This window comes from Caballeronia sp. EK (assembly GCF_014384845.1).
GTDB classification, from domain to species: domain Bacteria; phylum Pseudomonadota; class Gammaproteobacteria; order Burkholderiales; family Burkholderiaceae; genus Caballeronia; species Caballeronia jiangsuensis.
Genome location: NZ_JACSUE010000007.1, coordinates 470659 through 487163 on the forward strand (window position 1 = coordinate 470659; position 16505 = coordinate 487163).

13 protein-coding genes and 1 pseudogene are annotated in these 16505 nt (G+C 63.1%); 8 read left to right on the forward strand and 6 right to left on the reverse strand.

Going from position 1 to position 16505, the window contains the following annotated elements; genetic code table 11:
* Positions 1 to 12 precede the first annotated feature (12 nt).
* Complete coding sequence (locus tag IAG25_RS23540) at positions 13 to 999, forward strand: AAA family ATPase (RefSeq protein WP_187606985.1); 987 nt, start codon at positions 13 to 15, stop codon at positions 997 to 999.
* The gene (locus IAG25_RS23545; RefSeq protein ID WP_187606986.1) at positions 996 to 2729 is read left to right on the forward strand and encodes a cobaltochelatase CobT-related protein; all 1734 of its coding nucleotides are present in this window, start codon (positions 996 to 998) and stop codon (positions 2727 to 2729) included. Before IAG25_RS23540 ends, IAG25_RS23545 begins: the two co-directional genes overlap by 4 nt.
* On the opposite strand, the gene IAG25_RS23550 is transcribed toward IAG25_RS23545, so the two are convergent.
* The 4 genes and pseudogenes from IAG25_RS23550 to IAG25_RS23565 form a co-directional block, all read right to left on the reverse strand.
* Positions 2676 to 3620: a CobW family GTP-binding protein gene (locus IAG25_RS23550; protein WP_255503875.1), complete on the reverse strand. Its 945-nt coding sequence runs from the start codon at positions 3618 to 3620 to the stop codon at positions 2676 to 2678. The two genes, IAG25_RS23545 and IAG25_RS23550, sit on opposite strands and share 54 nt — an antisense overlap.
* A complete protein-coding gene (locus tag IAG25_RS23555; RefSeq protein WP_187606987.1) occupies positions 3617 to 5269 on the reverse strand; it encodes an amidohydrolase in 1653 nt (550 codons plus the stop codon). Before IAG25_RS23555 ends, IAG25_RS23550 begins: the two co-directional genes overlap by 4 nt.
* Positions 5266 to 6669, reverse strand: coding sequence for a sodium:solute symporter family protein (locus tag IAG25_RS23560; RefSeq protein WP_187606988.1), 1404 nt, complete (start codon positions 6667 to 6669; stop codon positions 5266 to 5268). The genes IAG25_RS23555 and IAG25_RS23560 overlap by 4 nt, the downstream gene beginning before the upstream one ends.
* Positions 6670 to 6698: 29 nt before the next feature.
* A pseudogene (locus IAG25_RS23565) lies at positions 6699 to 6890 on the reverse strand (DUF3311 domain-containing protein); the annotation flags it as partial.
* 243 nt (positions 6891 to 7133) lie between these two features.
* Here IAG25_RS23565 and IAG25_RS23570 point away from each other — a divergent pair.
* The 3 genes from IAG25_RS23570 (at position 7134) to IAG25_RS23580 (ending at position 10541) form a co-directional block, all read left to right on the forward strand.
* Entirely contained in the window at positions 7134 to 8567 is a 1434-nt protein-coding gene (locus tag IAG25_RS23570) for an NAD(P)/FAD-dependent oxidoreductase (protein ID WP_187606989.1), read from the forward strand.
* Between the two features lie 40 nt (positions 8568 to 8607).
* On the forward strand, positions 8608 to 8997 hold the full coding sequence (locus tag IAG25_RS23575) for a nuclear transport factor 2 family protein (protein ID WP_035500240.1): 390 nt from the start codon (positions 8608 to 8610) through the stop codon (positions 8995 to 8997).
* A gap of 104 nt (positions 8998 to 9101) precedes the next feature.
* Positions 9102 to 10541: an amino acid permease gene (locus IAG25_RS23580; protein ID WP_035500237.1), complete on the forward strand. Its 1440-nt coding sequence runs from the start codon at positions 9102 to 9104 to the stop codon at positions 10539 to 10541.
* Between the two features lie 43 nt (positions 10542 to 10584).
* Here IAG25_RS23580 and IAG25_RS23585 read toward each other — a convergent pair whose 3' ends face one another.
* On the reverse strand, positions 10585 to 11346 hold the full coding sequence (locus IAG25_RS23585) for an IclR family transcriptional regulator (RefSeq protein ID WP_187606990.1): 762 nt from the start codon (positions 11344 to 11346) through the stop codon (positions 10585 to 10587).
* A gap of 211 nt (positions 11347 to 11557) precedes the next feature.
* On the opposite strand from IAG25_RS23585, the gene sauS reads away from it, so the two are divergent.
* The 3 genes from sauS (at position 11558) to IAG25_RS23600 (ending at position 16054) form a co-directional block, all read left to right on the forward strand.
* Positions 11558 to 13021 carry an acylating sulfoacetaldehyde dehydrogenase gene (sauS, locus tag IAG25_RS23590; protein ID WP_187606991.1) on the forward strand — a complete coding sequence of 488 codons (1464 nt, stop codon included), beginning with the start codon at positions 11558 to 11560 and terminating at the stop codon, positions 13019 to 13021.
* Positions 13018 to 14652, forward strand: a complete 1635-nt coding sequence (locus tag IAG25_RS23595; RefSeq protein WP_187606992.1) for an AMP-binding protein — start codon at positions 13018 to 13020, stop codon at positions 14650 to 14652. The genes sauS and IAG25_RS23595 overlap by 4 nt, the downstream gene beginning before the upstream one ends.
* A 61-nt stretch (positions 14653 to 14713) precedes the next feature.
* On the forward strand, positions 14714 to 16054 hold the full coding sequence (locus tag IAG25_RS23600; protein ID WP_035500232.1) for an MFS transporter: 1341 nt from the start codon (positions 14714 to 14716) through the stop codon (positions 16052 to 16054).
* A 19-nt stretch (positions 16055 to 16073) separates the two neighbouring features.
* Here the strand turns inward: IAG25_RS23600 and tssE are convergent, their stop codons facing one another.
* Positions 16074 to 16502, reverse strand: a complete 429-nt coding sequence (gene tssE, locus IAG25_RS23605; RefSeq protein WP_035500231.1) for a type VI secretion system baseplate subunit TssE — start codon at positions 16500 to 16502, stop codon at positions 16074 to 16076.
* Between the last annotated feature and the right edge of the window lie 3 nt (positions 16503 to 16505).

Genomic DNA, 16505 nt, shown 5'->3' on the forward strand with positions numbered 1-16505 from the left:
AGACGAAGCCTCATGATGCGCGACACATGGTTGGACGAGCCGGACCGGAAAGTGTCCGTGCGCACGCTTTTCGGCATCGATACGGACTTGCAGGTGCCGGCGTTCAGCACGCGCGATCCGCACGTTCCGGAAATCGACGAAGCGTATCGCTTCAATCCCGAGGTCACGCTGGCGATTCTCGCAGGCTTCGCGTGCAACCGGCGCGTGATGGTGCAAGGTTTGCACGGCACCGGAAAATCGACGCATATCGAGCAGGTGGCGGCGCGGCTCAACTGGCCGTGCATGCGCGTGAATCTGGATGGCCACGTGAGCCGGCTCGATCTCGTCGGCAAGGATGCAATCGTCGTACGTGATGACGTGCAGGTCACCGAGTTTCAGGAAGGTATCGTGCCGTGGGCGCTGCAACGGCCGGTGGCCCTCGTGTTCGACGAATACGACGCCGGCCGCCCCGATGTGATGTTCGTGATCCAGCGCATTCTGGAACGCGACGGCAGTTTCACGCTGCTCGACCAGAACCGCGTGATCCAGCCGCATCGATTTTTTCGCCTGTTCGCGACGACCAATACGATCGGCCTCGGCAATCTGAACGGCATGTATCACGGCACGCAGATGTTGAATCACGCGCAGATCGACCGCTGGAACGTGGTCGCAACGTTGAACTACCTCTCGCGCGAAGAAGAGGCGCGTATTGTGCTCGCGCGCGTGCCGCATCTGGATGACGACGCGGGCCGGGCGCTCGTCGATTCGATGGTGAGCATGGCCGGACTCACGCGGCGCGGCTTCGCGGCGGGCGATCTGTCGACGTTGATGTCGCCGCGCACTGTCATCAACTGGGCCGAGAACTGCGAAGTTTTCCACGACGTGAAGCTGGCGCTGCGTCTCACGTTCCTGAACAAGTGCGACGAAGCGGAACGGCCGAATGTCGCGGAATATTTTCAGCGCGCGTTCGGCGATGAGCTGAACACGCTATCGCAGTGGCACGACGAGTCGGCGAAATGAACGGGCCGCGTGAACTCGCGCGACGCGACGCGTTATGCGCGGCCACCGTGCGCGCTTTGACGGGCGATGAAGCGCTGCACTATCGCGGCGGCAAGCTGTATCGTCACTTGCGGCCGGTGCCGTTGCATGCGCCGCATTTGCGCGGCGAAAGCAGGGACGATGAAGACCTGGATTCGACACGCGGCGCCGCCGATGCGTCCGCGTTGCGCATCGCGTATTCGGACGCCGCGCTGCATCGGGACATGACGCCTGATGAGCCGGTCGAGCGCATGGTCTTCGACATGCTGGAACAGTTGCGCTGCGAAGCGTGCGTGCCTGCGGGCATGGAAGGCGTGAGGCGCAATGTGCGGCATCGATTCGATGCGTGGTCGCACGCGTGCCATGAGACAGGCGTGCTCGACAGCGATATCGGCCTGTTGATCTACACCGTCGCGCAGATGGCCGAATCGCGGCTATCCGGGCGCGCTGTGTTCGAAGCGACCGAGGGCATCATCGAAGCCACGCGCGCGGCGCTCGCGCCATCGCTCGGACATGCGCTTGCGGGCATGCGGCGGCATCGCGCGGGTCAACGCGCTTATGCGGTTCATGCGCTCGCCATCGCGCGGAACATTGGCGAAATGATTCGCGACGTGCAGCACGCGTTCGTCGAAAGTAACCCTTCATCCGACGATGACAAGCAAGAGGCCGCGCGCACGATGCTCGGCGCGTGGTTCGACATCGACGATGAAGAAGGCAGCATCGAACGGCTCGTGCTCGCCTCGAGTGGCGATAGCACCGCGCGTGAAGCGTCGGGCGAGCACTATCGCGTGTTCAGCACGCGCTATGACAAGACCATTCGCCCGGCGACGCTGATTCGCGCCGCGTTGCTGCGTGAATATCGCGAACGTCTCGACGATCTGATCGCCGCGCGGCATATCAACGTGCCGCGTCTCGCGCGCATGTTGCAAGCGGCGCTCACCGTGCCGCGTCGCGACGGCTGGTCGTTCGGCGAAGAAGAAGGGCGCATCGATGGGCGTCGGCTTGCGCAAGTGGTGGCATCGCCGAATGAGCGGCGCGTCTTCAGGCGCGAGCGCGAACGTCCGCACGCGGATTGCGCGGTGAGTTTTCTGATCGATTGCTCGGGCTCGATGAAGGCGAGCATCGAGCCTGTCGCGGTGATGATCGACGTGCTCGTGCGCGCGCTCGGCATGGCGGGCGTCGCGACCGAAGTGCTCGGCTTCACGACCGGCGCATGGAACGGCGGCCGCGCGAAGCTCGACTGGCTCACGAAGGGCCGGCCGAAGCATCCGGGCCGGCTCAACGAAGCGTGCACCATGATCTTCAAGGAAGGCGATGCGAGCTGGCGTGCTGCACGCGGCGACATCGCGGCGCTGTTCAAGGCCGATCTCTTTCGCGAGGGCATCGACGGGGAAGCGGTGGAGTGGGCGTGTTCGCGGCTTGTCGCGCGTGGCGAAGCGCGGCGCATCGTCGTCGTGATATCGGATGGCAGCCCGATGGACAGCGCAACCGCGCAGGCTAACGATCCGAACTATCTCGATCAGCATTTGCGCGAAGTCGTCGCGCAGTACGAGACGGCGCGCACCGTTGAAGTGCTCGGGCTCGGCGTCGGGCTCGATCTCAGCCCGTATTATCGGCATCACTTTGCGGTCGATCTGTCCGTCGCACCGGATATGACCTTATTCGCGAAGCTCGCTGCATGGCTCGGTACGCGGCGCAGACACCACACTTAGCGCGCGATGAATGTCGTCGGATGCGAAAAGACCGATAAACACGATACGAGTCTCTTCGACATCAACGCATCGCGTGATATGCCAGCGCTTGCCGACGACATGAATCTCCGCACAGGTGCCATCCTGAAGGCGCACAAAGCCTTTAGCGCGCAAGAGCCGATCGCTGAACGACGCGCATGCGGCCTTGAGTTGCCGGCGGTCAAAGCGCTCATCCGAGCGAAACGTGACGCTGCGCAGATCGGCGGGAAGGTGGTTCGATGACGTGAATGCACGCGGTGCGATGCGTTCGCGCAAGGACGGTTCATCGCTGAAGAAAAGCGTATTCGGCACCTTGCCGCGATCGGCTTCGAACACGATGCGCGTATGCGCGATCTCCATCAAACGCGCACGCACGGCAGATACATCGTCGGCGGAAGTCAGATCGGTCTTCGTCAGCACAATGGAACTCGCGCCTTCGATCTGCCGCCGCGCGATATCGCCGATATACGCATCGGCGAGCGTCTCTTCGATGCGCTCCGCATCCACCGCGACCACGATGCCCTGAAGCCGGAACGCGCGATCGAGCATGCCGACCTGCGCGATGCGTACCGGGTCCGACACGCCGCTCGCTTCGATCACGAGCAGATCGGGCCGCAACTCACGCGCGCTGATATCGATCAGCGTCTCCATCAGCTTGCCGCCGATCGAGCAGCACACGCAGCCGTTCTCCAGCCCGATCACATCGTCGCTACGCTCGCGGATCAGCGCCGCATCGATATTGACCGAACCGAAGTCGTTGACGAGCACGGTGATGCGCCGGCCATCGGTGTTGGTCAGCAGCGCGTTGATCATCGTGGTCTTGCCCGCGCCGAGATAGCCGCCGATGACGGCAAGAGGAATCGGCGTCATCATGCAGGCGCCTGATGTGCGCGGCCGCTGAGAATGGTGCCCCACACGCGCAGTTGGCCCAGGCGCTCCGACGGCACCTCGCTCGGGTCTTCATCGAGCACGGCGAAATCCGCGAACTTGCCGATCTCGATGCTGCCGATGACGTCGTCCATGCCGATCGTGAAGGCCGCACCGAGCGTGATCGCGCGCAGCGCATCGGCGACGCTCAGCCGCTCCGCTTCGCCCAGCACGCGCCCGGATGCGGTCTGACGTTGCACGGCGCACCACGCGGTGAAAAGCGGATTGAGCTGCGTGATCGGCGCATCCGAATGCAGACCGAACGTGATGCCGAGTTCGCTCGCCGTGCCTGCCGCGTCCATGCGGTTTGCGCGGTCGGCGCCCATCGTTTGCGTGTAGTGCGCGTCGCCCCAATAGTAGATGTGATTCGAGAAGAAGTTCACGCACATGCCGAGCCGTGCGGCGCGTTCGAGTTGTCTTCTGTCGGCCATCTGACAATGCTGCAACGTGTGCCGATGATCCGATCGCGGATGCCGGTTCAGGATCGTTTCGATTGCATCCAGCACGAGTTCGGTGGCTTCATCGCCATTCGTGTGGATGTGCAGTTGCAAGCCTGCCAGATGGAACGGCAGGAACGTTTCGACAAACTGCTCCGGCGGAATCAGCCATAAACCGTTGGGCCGTCCGTTCACGTAACCGGGCCAGCGCAGGCGTGCGGTAAAGCCCTGGATCGAGCCATCGACGATGAATTTCACCGGCCCGAAACGCAGCTTGTCCGAGTTGAGCTTCACGGCTTCCAGCACGCGATCGGGTCCGCCTTCGGGGTTGCGTTGCGGCCCGAATGCGGGCACGAGACGAATCGGAAAGCGCGCGTCGCGCGTAACTTCGACGAGATTGCGCATGCCCTTGTCGGACAGATCGTTGAGCAGGTCGGTGGCCGTCGTCACGCCGGCGAGTTGCGCGACCTTGCCGAAAGCGCGGATCGCGTCGGGGTTGTCGCTGGCCGACAGCGACAGCTTCGCACCGATCACGCGATACACCGGGAACATCGCCGCGAACTCCTGCAATTCGCCCGTGAGCTGGCCGCTCTCGTCTTTCACGATGCCGTCGACGTCGGTGTCTTCATCGATGCCGGCGAGTTCGAGCATCGGCGAATTCACGTTCATCAGATGCACGCTCGCATGCAGGATCGCGATGGGACGCGTCGCCGATACGCGTTCGAGCTGCTTCACCGTCAGACGCTCGCTGCCGAAGAAGATCGGATCGAAGCCCCATGCAAGCAGCGGCGCATCGGCATCATCGAGTTGACGCTCGGCTTCCCGCAATCGCGCGATCACCGCATCGAGCGATTGCAGGCCGGGCCAGCGCGTGCCATCGGGTCCGCGCCGCTCGTAATAGCCGACATAGACCGCGCTCCACATCGCGCCTTCCATCAGATGCGAATGGCCTTCTACGAGACCGGGCATCAGCACCTTGTCGCTGAAGCTCGTGTCCGGTTCGGCATCGGTCCATTGGCGCATGTCGTCGCGCGTGCCGACCGAGAGGATCTTGCCGTCGCGAATCGCCACGTGCGTCGCGACGGGCTGACGCGGATTCATCGTCAGAATCTTGCGTGCCACAAGCACTTTTACTGCGTTGTCGTCGGTTCGATTCATGAGTCGTTCGAGTGGATCAGGTCAGCGTGAACATGCTTGCGTCCCGCGCTCGGATTGGCGAGAAACACGACGAGCACATTCACCGCGAGACAGATGAGGCCGATATTGATTCCGGCGATATCGACATGGAACACATACAGGACGACCGCAAGCAACTGGCCCACGAGCAGCCCCGATGCGATCGCGCGCGCACCCACGCGCAGCCCGAGCACGATCGCGATCACGCCGGGGAAATACTGCGTGACGCCGTAATACGTCATGTTGATGAGCGTGAGCATGAGGTTCGGCGTCGCGAGCGTCATGCCGATGGAAAGCAGCAGATAAACGCCGATCACCACTTTGGCGCTGGCCTTCTGACGTGTCTCCGGCATGTTCGGCAGCAGATTGCGCGTGACCACAGGCCCGATCGCGAGACAGATGCCCGCGAGCACGAGCAGGCCCGACAGCGACGCGCCCGCCGCGACCAGGCCCACGAGCCACGGTGGCAACAGATGCACGACAGCGGTGAAGAACGCCTCGTTGGGCGAGGCGAGCGGCACGTTCTGCGCGATTGCGTAGTACGACGCGACCACGAGGAACGGGTACATCAGCATGTAGAGCGGCATCACCACTTGCGAGCGGCGAATCGTGTTCGCGCTTTTCGCGGTGAAGAAGTTCTGGATCGCAAACGGCATCACGTAGAAGCCGAGCGACTGGAACAGCATCGTGCTCATCGAGAACGTGAGTTGATGCGCGGACATCGCGTTCGATACGTGCTGGCTCGCGGCCCTGAACACCGGTTCGACGCCCGCCTCCCACGCAACCGCAATGCCTGTGATGACGATCGCCGCGACCATCAGGATGTCCTTCAGAATGGCGATATACGCCGATGCCCGCACGCCTGCGATCGCGATATACGCGAACGCGAGCAGCGCGGAGATCATGATGAGCAGCACCGGATTCAGGTTCCAGCCGAGACCCTTGAGCGCGGCGACGAGTCCGGTGAACTGCAACTGGCCCCACGGCAGCAGAAAGATCAGCGCGGAAATCGCAACGATCAGTTCGAGTGCGCGGCTTCCGAAATGCCCCTTGAACAGATCGGGCAGCGTGATCGCGTTATAGCGCTTGCCCGCTTCCCAGATTTTCGGTCCGACGAAATAGCCGATCGGATAGGCAAGCAGGATATAGCCGAGAAACCAGACGCCATACGTCGGGCCCTTCGCATAGATGCCGCCTGGAAAGCCGACCATCGTACCGATGCTGTAGATCTCGCCCGCCGCGAGAAAGAACACGAGCCACGCGCCGAACTGACGCGACGCGACAAAGAAGTCGTGCACGCTCTGCGAGCCGCGCCCCTTGCCTGCACGCAGCGCGAGCCACAACGACAGCGCGATGAAGCCAAGAAATACCGTGGAAGCCATGCCGATGTCTCCTTATGCGCCGTGCGCTTCGCGCTGTTCCGTTTTTTGTCGAACAAAACCCAGCAAAGCTGGAGACACACCGACGTCAGCACGAACCAGCCGAAAATCCACGCATAAATAAACGGAACGCCGAGCACGTAGAAATCGTTCGACGCAGCCCACGGCAACAAGCCGATGACCCCGACAAACGGCAAACCGATTCCGATCAGGAACTTGAGCATGGACCACTCCGTATGATCATTGGCCCGCGCGAGGCCTTCAATGCGCGAGAGAAAGAGGATTCGGCCCAGTATGACCAGACAAAATTGGACGGTCGTAGTACCAGAAAGGACCAATCGCTGGGGCCAGCGCCGCGAGCATCGGCCCATGCAGGGAGCGTCCTGGCACTAACGATGATTCCGGCGTGGCTCTAAGCGGGGCGTGAAGTTCGGTGCAGTATGAGGGTACTTTCCAAGGAGTTATCGGTGGCTACTCTCGATTACGTTGCGCCGGCCCTTCGAGGCGCGTGCGCCCCATACGATCCGCTCTACGACCCGCTCGTCTCGCCGATCGGCCGTCAGGCGATGGACTATGCGCCGACCTACTGGGTCGCGACCGCCGGCGAGCCGCCAGAAGACGACGGACCCTTGCCCGGCGATGCCGACGTCGATGTGCTGATCGTCGGCGCGGGATTCACCGGCCTTTCCACCGCGCTCTTTCTGGCGCGGGAGCATGGCATCCGCGCTACCGTCGTCGATGCCAACCGCACCGCGTGGGGCTGCACGAGCCGCAACGGCGGGCAGGGGCAGAACGCGAGCGGCCGTCTCTATCGCTCGCAATGGATCGAGCGATGGGGCAAGCAGACGGCGCTCAGGCTCGACGCGGAAATCCGCGAAGGCTTCGACACCTTCAAGAAACTGATCGGCGAATTCGCGTGCGATCCGCAGCCGGGCGGGCATCTGTATATCGCGCATCGTGCGCGAAAAATGGATTTTCTGACGAACGAATGCAAGGTGATGCGCGATGTCTTTGGCTACGACGCGCGCATGTTGAGCGCGAAGGAAGTCGCGCAATCGTATGTCGATGACCGCGAAAATTGTGGTGCGCTGCACGAACCCGATGGCATTGGCGTGCATCCGCTCAAGCTCGCTTTCGGTTATATGCGCATGGCGCGCTCGCTCGGCGTGAAGGTGCATACGAGCACGCCCGTGGTCGACGTAGAGACGATTCGCGGCGTGCATCACGTGCGCACGCCGCGCGGCGTGATTCGCGCGAAAGCGGTTGCGTTCGCGACCGGCGGCTACACGCGCAACGACATGCATCGCACGCTGTCCGCGAAAATCATGCCGATTCTTTCGAACTCGCTCGTCACGCGGCCGCTCACGCAGGAAGAAATCGCATCGACCAACTTCCGCACGCATGAGGTCATCACCGATACGCGCACGCTGCGCTTTTACTATCGCCTGCTGCCGGACAATCGCGTGCAGATCGGCAGCCGCAGCGCGATCACGGGCGCGGATGCCGCGAACCCGCGGCACATGAATGTGCTCATCGAAGGCCTGCATCGCAAGTTCCCTTCGTTGAAGGGCATTCGCATCGATTATTCGTGGTGGGGCTGGGTCGATGTGAGTCACGACATGATGCCGCGCGTCGCGCAGCCCGATCCGCAGGAAAGCATCTTTTATGCGGTCGGATACGGCGGCAACGGCGTGTCGTTCTCCGCGCATGCGGGGCGGCGCATGGCCGAGCGCGTCGCGGGCAAATGGCAGCACAGCCGCGACGATCTGCCGATCTACGACTCCGCGCTCGAATATCCGAACGTGATGGGCATGGTGCGATGGAAAGGCTTCGCGCCGTTCCGCCGCGTCGGTCAACGATTCCTTTATCACAAGTATCTGGCGCAGGACGAGAAGTGCTGAATCCCGCCGAACCCTTTCGCAACGCACTGAAAATATCGACATGAGCACTCAAACGAATCAGGATTACATTCGGCTGCTGGAGACATTCAACGATGCGTGGAATCGCCACGACATCGATGCATTGATGAATTGCATGGCTGAAGAATGCGTCTTTCACGGCGTGGCCGGACCCGATGCGCTCGGACGCACCTTCAAGGGCCGCGACGAGGTCCGCAAGGGCTTCGCGCTCGCTTGGGAAACCTTCCCCGACGCATCGTGGAAAGAGGGCGAGCATTTCGTGAGCGGCGAGCGCGGCGTATCGGAATCGACGTTTCGCGGCACGAAAGCGGACGGCTCGCGCGTCGAGGCCCGCATGGTGGATGTCTTCACCTTCAGCGACGGCAGGATCGCCGTGAAGAACGCGTATCGCAAGGACCGCCCGGCGCTTTGAAGAATGAAGGAGACCGGCATCGCATGACTGAATGAATGACTCGACTCGCTGGCAATGAACCGGCGAGCGAGCCTCGAATCGATACAAGCAAAGCAGGAGACGACATGCAATCGAACACGGATCAAGGCGATCTCAAGTGTGGCCTCAAGCAGCGCCACATGACGATGATCGCGCTGGGCGGCGTCATAGGCGCCGGACTTTTCGTCGGTAGCGGTGTGGTGATCCAGCAGGCCGGGCCCGCCGCGATTCTCTCCTTTCTCATCACGGGCGGCCTCGTGGTTCTCGTCATGCGCATGCTCGGCGAGATGGCCTGCGCGATGCCCACCGTCGGCTCGTTCTACGAATATGCGCGCCTCGCCTTCAGGACGCAGCGCGGGCCGGGCCGCCTCGCCGGCTTTCTGACGGGCTGGATGTACTGGTACTTCTGGGTCATCGTGATCGCGCTGGAGGCGGTCGCGGGCGCGAAGCTCGTTCAGTTCTGGATACCCGATGTGCCTGCGTGGATCATCAGCCTCGTGCTGCTGGTCGTGCTCACGCTGACCAACCTCATTTCAGTGGGCAGTTACGGCGAGTTCGAGTTCTGGTTCTCGTCGATCAAGGTCGGCGCGATCATCGTGTTCCTGTTCCTCGGCGGCTTGTACGTATGCGGTTTCTGGCCCGCCGCGATGCACACGACCGACGTCGCCACGACCTTCCTCGGTCACGGCGGGTTCATGCCCAAGGGCATCGGTCCGGTGATGACGGGCGCGGTCGCCGCGACAGGCTTCTATTTCGGCGCGGAGATCGTCACGATCGCGGCGGCCGAAGCGAAGGAGCCCGCGAAGGCCGTTGCGAAGGCGACCAATTCGGTCATCACGCGCGTGCTCGTGTTCTATGTCGGATCGGTGGCGCTCGTCGTCGCGCTGGTGCCGTGGAATTCGCATCAGATGGCGACGCCCTACGTGAGCGCGCTCGAAGTAATGGGCATGCCCGCCGCGGCCAACGTGATGAACGCGATCGTCCTCACCGCCGTATTGTCCGCGCTCAACTCGGGCCTGTACGCCGCGTCGCGGATGCTGTTCGCGTTGACACGTCACGGCGATGCGCCGCTCGGCCTCGCGAAGGTGAACAAGCGCGGCGTGCCGGTACGCGCGATCCTGCTCGGCACGGTGTTCGGCTACGTGTCGGTGGTGATGTCGTATATCTCGCCGGATACGGTGTTCGCGTTCCTCGTCAATTCGTACGGCACGGTGGCGATCTTCGTGTACCTGCTGATCGCGTTCTCGCAACTTCGTCTGCGCGCCCGTATGACGAGCTTCGAGGCGAACGACCTGCGCGTGCGCATGTGGGGATTTCCCTATCTCACGTGGCTCGCGATCTTCGGGATGACCGCGATTCTCGTCGCAATGGCCTTCATCCCCGATCAGCGCAAGCCGTTGTGGCTGGGCGTCGCGAGCCTGGGCATTCTGATCGTCGCGTATATGGTGTTCAAGCGCGGCCGCAAGGAAACCGAGATCGAAGACGATGCGCATTCGACGCGGCATCTGCAAACCGTCGAACGATAAGCACTGAGACGGCGGCCGGTTTGCTGCATTGCAAACCGGCTTTTTATTCCCTGAATGTCCTGGCGGTTTCTTCGGCCGCGCGGCGCAGATCGGGTTCGAAGGCGAGCAGTTGATCGAGCGCGACGCGTCCCACAGGCGCCTGAATGGCGATCGCGGCGCACGCGCGATTGCGATCGAGCATCACCGGCACCGCTATCGCAACGAGTCCCTGCAAATGCTCCTGATTGTTGATGGCGAGCATGCGGCGGCGCGTCAATGCGAGTTCGCGCCGCAACGCATCGCGATCGGTGATCGTGCGCTCCGAATACGAGCGTAGCGGCAGGCGCTCGATCATGCGCTCGCGCCGTTCCTTCGGCAGAAAACTCAGCAGCAGCTTGCCGCTTGCCGAGCAATGCAGCGGCACATGCGAGCCCGGCTGCAAGTGCATGCGCAACGGCCAGCCGGTTTCCACGCGATCGACATAGACGACGTCGTTACCCGCAAGCATCGTCAGATTGCAGGTTTCACCGACGCGTGCGACGAGCTGTTCCAGGAGCGCATGACGCGCCGCAGCGGGGCCGGCGTGCATCAGCACATTGATGGCGAGCGTGCGCACGCGCGCCGAGCATTCGTAGAGCTTGTCGCTCGCGCCGCGCGTGACGAGCCATGCGTCCATCAGTTGCACGAGGATGCGATGCACAGTCTGCTTGGGCAGGCCCAACGCATCGACGAGCTCGGTCATCGAGAGCGGGCGATTCGCTTCGGCGAGCGTTTCGAGCACGCGGAACGCGCGCACGGCGGCGGCATTCGATTGATTCGACGTCACGTTGCCTTGTCTCCATCTGCGTGGTTTGCGTTTCTATTTCATTGTGCGTCGAAAACGCCGGTTTTCGGGACTCGTGAAAGTCCCGAAAAGTTGAATTTCCGATGCTCGCGATTTCGCTGCATGCGTTAGTCCAGAAAACGGGACCGCGCGACGAACGCGGCTGACTAGATTGGAAAGCATCGCCAATCTTCCAACAGCCGAGGTTTATCGCATGAATCACATGGCAAGCGGCGCAACGCTCGCGCGTCCAAGCGAGAACGCGCAGAACACACAGGAACCCGATGTGGAGCGTGCCGTCGGCGCGCTCGTGGCGCGAGCGCGCGACGCGCAACGACGCTTCGAGCAGGCGGGACAGGAGACCCTCGACATCGCCGCCGCGGCTGCCGCGTGGGCGATCATGGAGCCGCAGCGCAACCGGCTGCTGGCCGAGCAGGCCGTGCGCGACACGGGCCTCGGCAACGCGGACGACAAGTTTCGCAAGAACCATCGCAAGACGCTCGGGCTGCTGCGCGATCTACACGGCGTCGCGACGACGGGCGTGATCGCGCGCGACGAGGAACACGGCATCGTCGAGATCGCGCGCGCGGTCGGCGTGGTGGCGGCGATCACGCCATCGACGAATCCGGCGGCGACGCCCGCGAACAAGATCATCAACGCGCTCAAGTGCGGCAACGCGGTCATCGTCGCGCCTTCGCCGAAGGGCTATTCGTCGTGCGCGACGCTCATCGGCTTCATTCATGCGGAGTTCGCGAAGGCCGGTCTCGATCCCGATCTCGTGCAGATGTTGCCGCATCCGATCGGCAAGGCAGCGACCGCCGCGCTGATGCGCCTCGCCGATCTGGTCGTCGCGACCGGCTCGCAGGCCAACGTGCGCATGGCCTATACGAGCGGCACGCCGGCTTTCGGCGTGGGCGCGGGCAATGTCGCATCGATCGTCACGGCGAACGCGAATCCCGATGATGCGGCGCGCAAGATCGCCGTGTCCAAGACGTTCGACAACGCGACGAGCTGTTCGTCGGAGAACAGCGTTGTGATCGAGGAGCCCATTTACGCGCGCATGCTCGATGCGCTGACGAAGCAGGGCGGCGTGATGCTCGACGCCGCGCAGAAGGCGCAATTGCAGGCGGCGATGTGGCACGACGGCAAGCTCTCGGCGCGCTGCACCGCGCGTTCTGCGACCGCGATCGCGCGCGAAGCGGGCCTCGACGATATCGCCGCGCGCGAGCCGAAGTTCCTGATGGTCGAAGAGACCGGCTACGGAGCGGATCATCCGTTTTCCGGCGAGAAGCTCTCGCCCGTGTTGACGGTCTATCGCGCGCGGGACATCGGCGCGGCGATCGATATCGTGCGCGGCATCTACGGTTATATGGGCGCGGGCCATTCGGTCGGCGTGCATGGCGCTGACGATGCGCTCGCAATCACGCTCGGCACGCAATTGCCGGTGGCGCGCGTGATCGTCGATCAGGCGCATTGCCTCGCGACCGGCGGCAACTTCGACAACGGCCTGCCGTTCTCGCTCTCGATGGGTTGCGGCACATGGGGCGGCAATAATTTCTCGTCGAATCTCGGCTATCGGCAATACCTGAACGTCACGCGCGTCGCGTACCAGATAGCGGAGCGCGTGCCGGAAGTCGACGCGCTTCTCGGCGATTACTTCCGGAGGGTCGGACGATGAGCGCGCTGCCGGATCGAATCGTTGCGTCTGATCGGATGCCGCTCGATGCGCCGACGTTACGCGCGTTGATCGACGCGCGCGCGCAAAGCGCACCCGACAAGCCGTTCCTGCTTTCCACCGCTCACGACGACGTACTGACGTTCGGCGCATTGCGCGAGGATTGCATCGCACTCGACGCACGTTTCAAGGCAGCCGGCCTGCTTCCGGGCGATGTCGTCTCCGTCTTCATGGGCAACGGCATCCAGACCGCGCGCCTGCTGCTCGCGACGATGTACAGCGGCCTTGTCGCCAATCCGCTGAATCTGCTGTGCCAGCCTTCGCAGGTGAGCTATATCGTCGAGCATTCGGATACGCGCGTGATCTTCGTCGCGGACGATACGCACGACACAATCGTCCAGGCGATCGATGCGTTGCGCAGCGAAGGCACGGATCGCGAGATCGCGGTGGTGCGCACCTCGCCAGCGTCGACGCAGTTGCCGGACATACCCGCGCTTTCATCGCGCGCGATTCCGCTGGTGCGCGACGAAACGCCCGGCACACAGATCGTCGCGAGCGATGCGGGCGCGCCGAATCCCGGCGATACCGCGCTGCTCATGTACACGTCGGGCACCACGGGCGCGCCCAAAGGCGTGCTGCTGAGTCATCGGAGCCTGCTCGCGAACATGCGCAATATCAGCGCGGAGCATCGCCTTACCGACGATGATCGCGTGCTCGTATCGCTGCCGCTGTATCACATCAACGGCCTCGTCGTCGCGCTGCTGACGCCGCTCTGGCACGGCGGCTCGGCGGTGCTGACGCCGCGCTTTTCCGCGCGCACGTTCTGGAGCGAAGCATCGGATTCCGGATGCACGTGGATCAACGTGGTGCCGACTATCGTCGCGTATCTGTTGAATGCGGAAGGCGAGCAAGACTGCGATATCTCCGCGCTGAAGTTCTGCCGCAGCGCATCGGCGGCGCTGCCGGCCGATCATCATCGCGCATTCGAGGAGCGCTTCGGCATCGGCGTCATCGAAACGATGGGCATGACAGAAACCGCCGCACCGATGTTCAGTAATCCATATGATGAAACGATGAGGAGACTCGGCAGCATCGGTCTGCCATCGGGCGGCGAAGCGAAGATCGTCGATCTCGACGGGCGCGAATGCGCGTCCAATGAAACCGGCGAACTCGTGCTGCGCGGCGAGCAACTGATGAGCGGCTACTACAAGCGCCCGGAAGAGACGCGCAACGCGTTCACCACGGACGGCTGGCTGCGCACCGGCGATCTCGGCTATCGCGACGAGGCGGGCTTCTTCTATATCAACGGGCGCGCGAAGGAACTGATCATCAAGGGCGGCGAGAACATCGCGCCGCGCGAGATCGACGAAGCGCTGCTGCGTCATCCCGGCGTGCTCGAAGCGGCCGCGGTCGGTGTGCCCGATGCGGCGTATGGGCAGGACATCGTCGCGTATATCGTGCCGAGCGGCGGCGCGGCTTCGCTCGATGTCGCGGAACTGCGCGCGTACTGCCTGCGCGAACTGGGCCGCTACAAGACACCGCGTGAATTCCGCTTTACCGATGCATTGCCGCGCGGCCCGTCGGGCAAGGTGCAGCGCCTGAAGCTCGTTGAGAGTCCGCAGCCTGCAACGTAAGCCGACGCGAATTAATTCGCACGACTTGACATTCCACATCAGATGGACTGAAGGAGACAACGTGAACAAGCAACGTCAGCGCGTGAAGACGCGCCATATCATTCTCGGCGTGATGTGCCTGATGTACTTCATCTCTTACATCGACCGGGTGAATATCGCCGTGGCGGGACCGTTGATTCGCCAGGAGATGGGACTGACGTCCGTACAACTCGGGCTCGTTTTCTCCGCGTTTGCCTATCCGTACGCGGTGATGCAGATCGTCGGCGGATGGCTCGCCGATCGTTTCGGGCCGAAGCTCGTCTTGACCGTGCTCTCGCTGATCTGGGGCGCGGCGACGCTAGCGACGGGCTTCGCGGGCAGCATCGGCATGCTGGTGCTGTTGCGTCTCGCACTGGGCATCGGCGAGGGCGGCGCGTTCCCGACCGCGACGCGCGCATTCACGTTCTGGATGCCGGTGCACGAACGCGGCTTCGCGCAAGGCATCACGCATAGCTTCGCGCGGCTCGGCGGCGCGGTGACGCCGCCGCTCGTGCTCGCGGTGGTCGCGGCGAGCGGCTGGCGCGAGGCGTTCATTCTGCTCGGTATCGCGAGTCTCGCGTGGACGGTGCTGTATCTCTTCGTCTTCACCAATTCACCCGACGAAAACCGCCGTGTGACGCCCGAGGAGACCGCTGAAATCGGCTATCGCGCGGGTGAATGCGCGCGTGCGAGAAAGAACCCGACGCCGTGGCGCAAGCTGATTCATCGCATGTGGCTCGTGACGCTGGTGGACTTCTGCTACGGCTGGCTGCTGTGGGTGTATCTGACGTGGCTCCCTTCGTATCTGAAGGAATCGCGGGGCTTCGATCTGAAGCAACTCGCGCTCTTCACCGCGTTGCCGCTGCTCGCGGGCGTGATCGGCGATACGCTGGGCGGCGTGCTATCGGACCGCATCTTCAAGATGACCGGACGGCTGCGTCTCGCGCGTTGCAGCATTCTGGTCGTCGGCATGGGCGGTTCGCTCGCGTTCCTCATACCGATGGTCAATGCGCCGAGCCCGATCGCGGCGGTGTGGTTCCTGACCGGGTCTTTCTTTTTCCTGGAGATCACGAATCCGGTGTTGTGGACCTTGCCGCTCGATATCGCGGGCAAGTATGCAGGCACGGCGGGCGGCATGATGAACACGGGCTTCGGTCTCGCGGGGATGGCGTCGCCGGTTGCGTTCGGCTATCTGATTCAGGAGACGGGCAGCTATAACGTGCCGTTCACGATCTCGGCGGGGCTGCTCGCGGTCGGCGCGTTCGCGGCGCTTTTCATCGACACGAGCAAGACTGTTGAGGCCGATGAGGCGCGGGAGGCGCAGAGTCGCGGTGAGATGGGTGTGCCGGCGTTTGCGGGAGGGGCGGGGCAGTGGCATGAGTAGGGTGGGCTGAGGGGCGGCTTTAGATTTTCCCCTCGCGCACGCGCCGCTCCAGCCTGAAAACACCCGGCGGAACGAAATACGTCCCGAAGCGCACGAGACCCGCGCGCTTGAGATGACAGGTCATCTCGAAGCTCACTTGCAGGCCGGGTTCGGGCGTGTCGACCATCTCCACGTCGATCGCCCGGATGCGCGGCTCGTACTTCAGGAGCGTCGCTTCCATTTGCTCCTTGAGCGCCTGGGAGGACGCGGGCAGCGCCTTGTAGATGTTGGTCAGATCGGGCAACCCGTAGTCGGGCAGATGCTTGAGCGCACCGGCCCGCGTATTCAGGATGCGCCGCACGTTTTGCTGCACGCTCAGGACTTCGAGCGTGCGGTCGTCGAAATCGCTGAGCGGCTCGCCGTCGATCTGGCCGAGCAGCATTTCGTAGAGGGATGGACCGGCTGGCATCGT

Coding starts and splice junctions, on each gene's coding strand:
- IAG25_RS23575 (WP_035500240.1), top strand. CDS start 8,608: ATGAGCACTCAAACGAATCAGGATTACATTCGGCTGCTGGAGACATTC.
- sauS (WP_187606991.1), top strand. CDS start 11,558: ATGAATCACATGGCAAGCGGCGCAACGCTCGCGCGTCCAAGCGAGAAC.
- IAG25_RS23560 (WP_187606988.1), bottom strand. CDS start 6,669: ATGGCTTCCACGGTATTTCTTGGCTTCATCGCGCTGTCGTTGTGGCTC.
- IAG25_RS23580 (WP_035500237.1), top strand. CDS start 9,102: ATGCAATCGAACACGGATCAAGGCGATCTCAAGTGTGGCCTCAAGCAG.
- IAG25_RS23595 (WP_187606992.1), top strand. CDS start 13,018: ATGAGCGCGCTGCCGGATCGAATCGTTGCGTCTGATCGGATGCCGCTC.
- IAG25_RS23555 (WP_187606987.1), bottom strand. CDS start 5,269: ATGAATCGAACCGACGACAACGCAGTAAAAGTGCTTGTGGCACGCAAG.
- tssE (WP_035500231.1), bottom strand. CDS start 16,502: ATGCCAGCCGGTCCATCCCTCTACGAAATGCTGCTCGGCCAGATCGAC.
- IAG25_RS23545 (WP_187606986.1), top strand. CDS start 996: ATGAACGGGCCGCGTGAACTCGCGCGACGCGACGCGTTATGCGCGGCC.
- IAG25_RS23550 (WP_255503875.1), bottom strand. CDS start 3,620: ATGATGACGCCGATTCCTCTTGCCGTCATCGGCGGCTATCTCGGCGCG.
- IAG25_RS23540 (WP_187606985.1), top strand. CDS start 13: ATGATGCGCGACACATGGTTGGACGAGCCGGACCGGAAAGTGTCCGTG.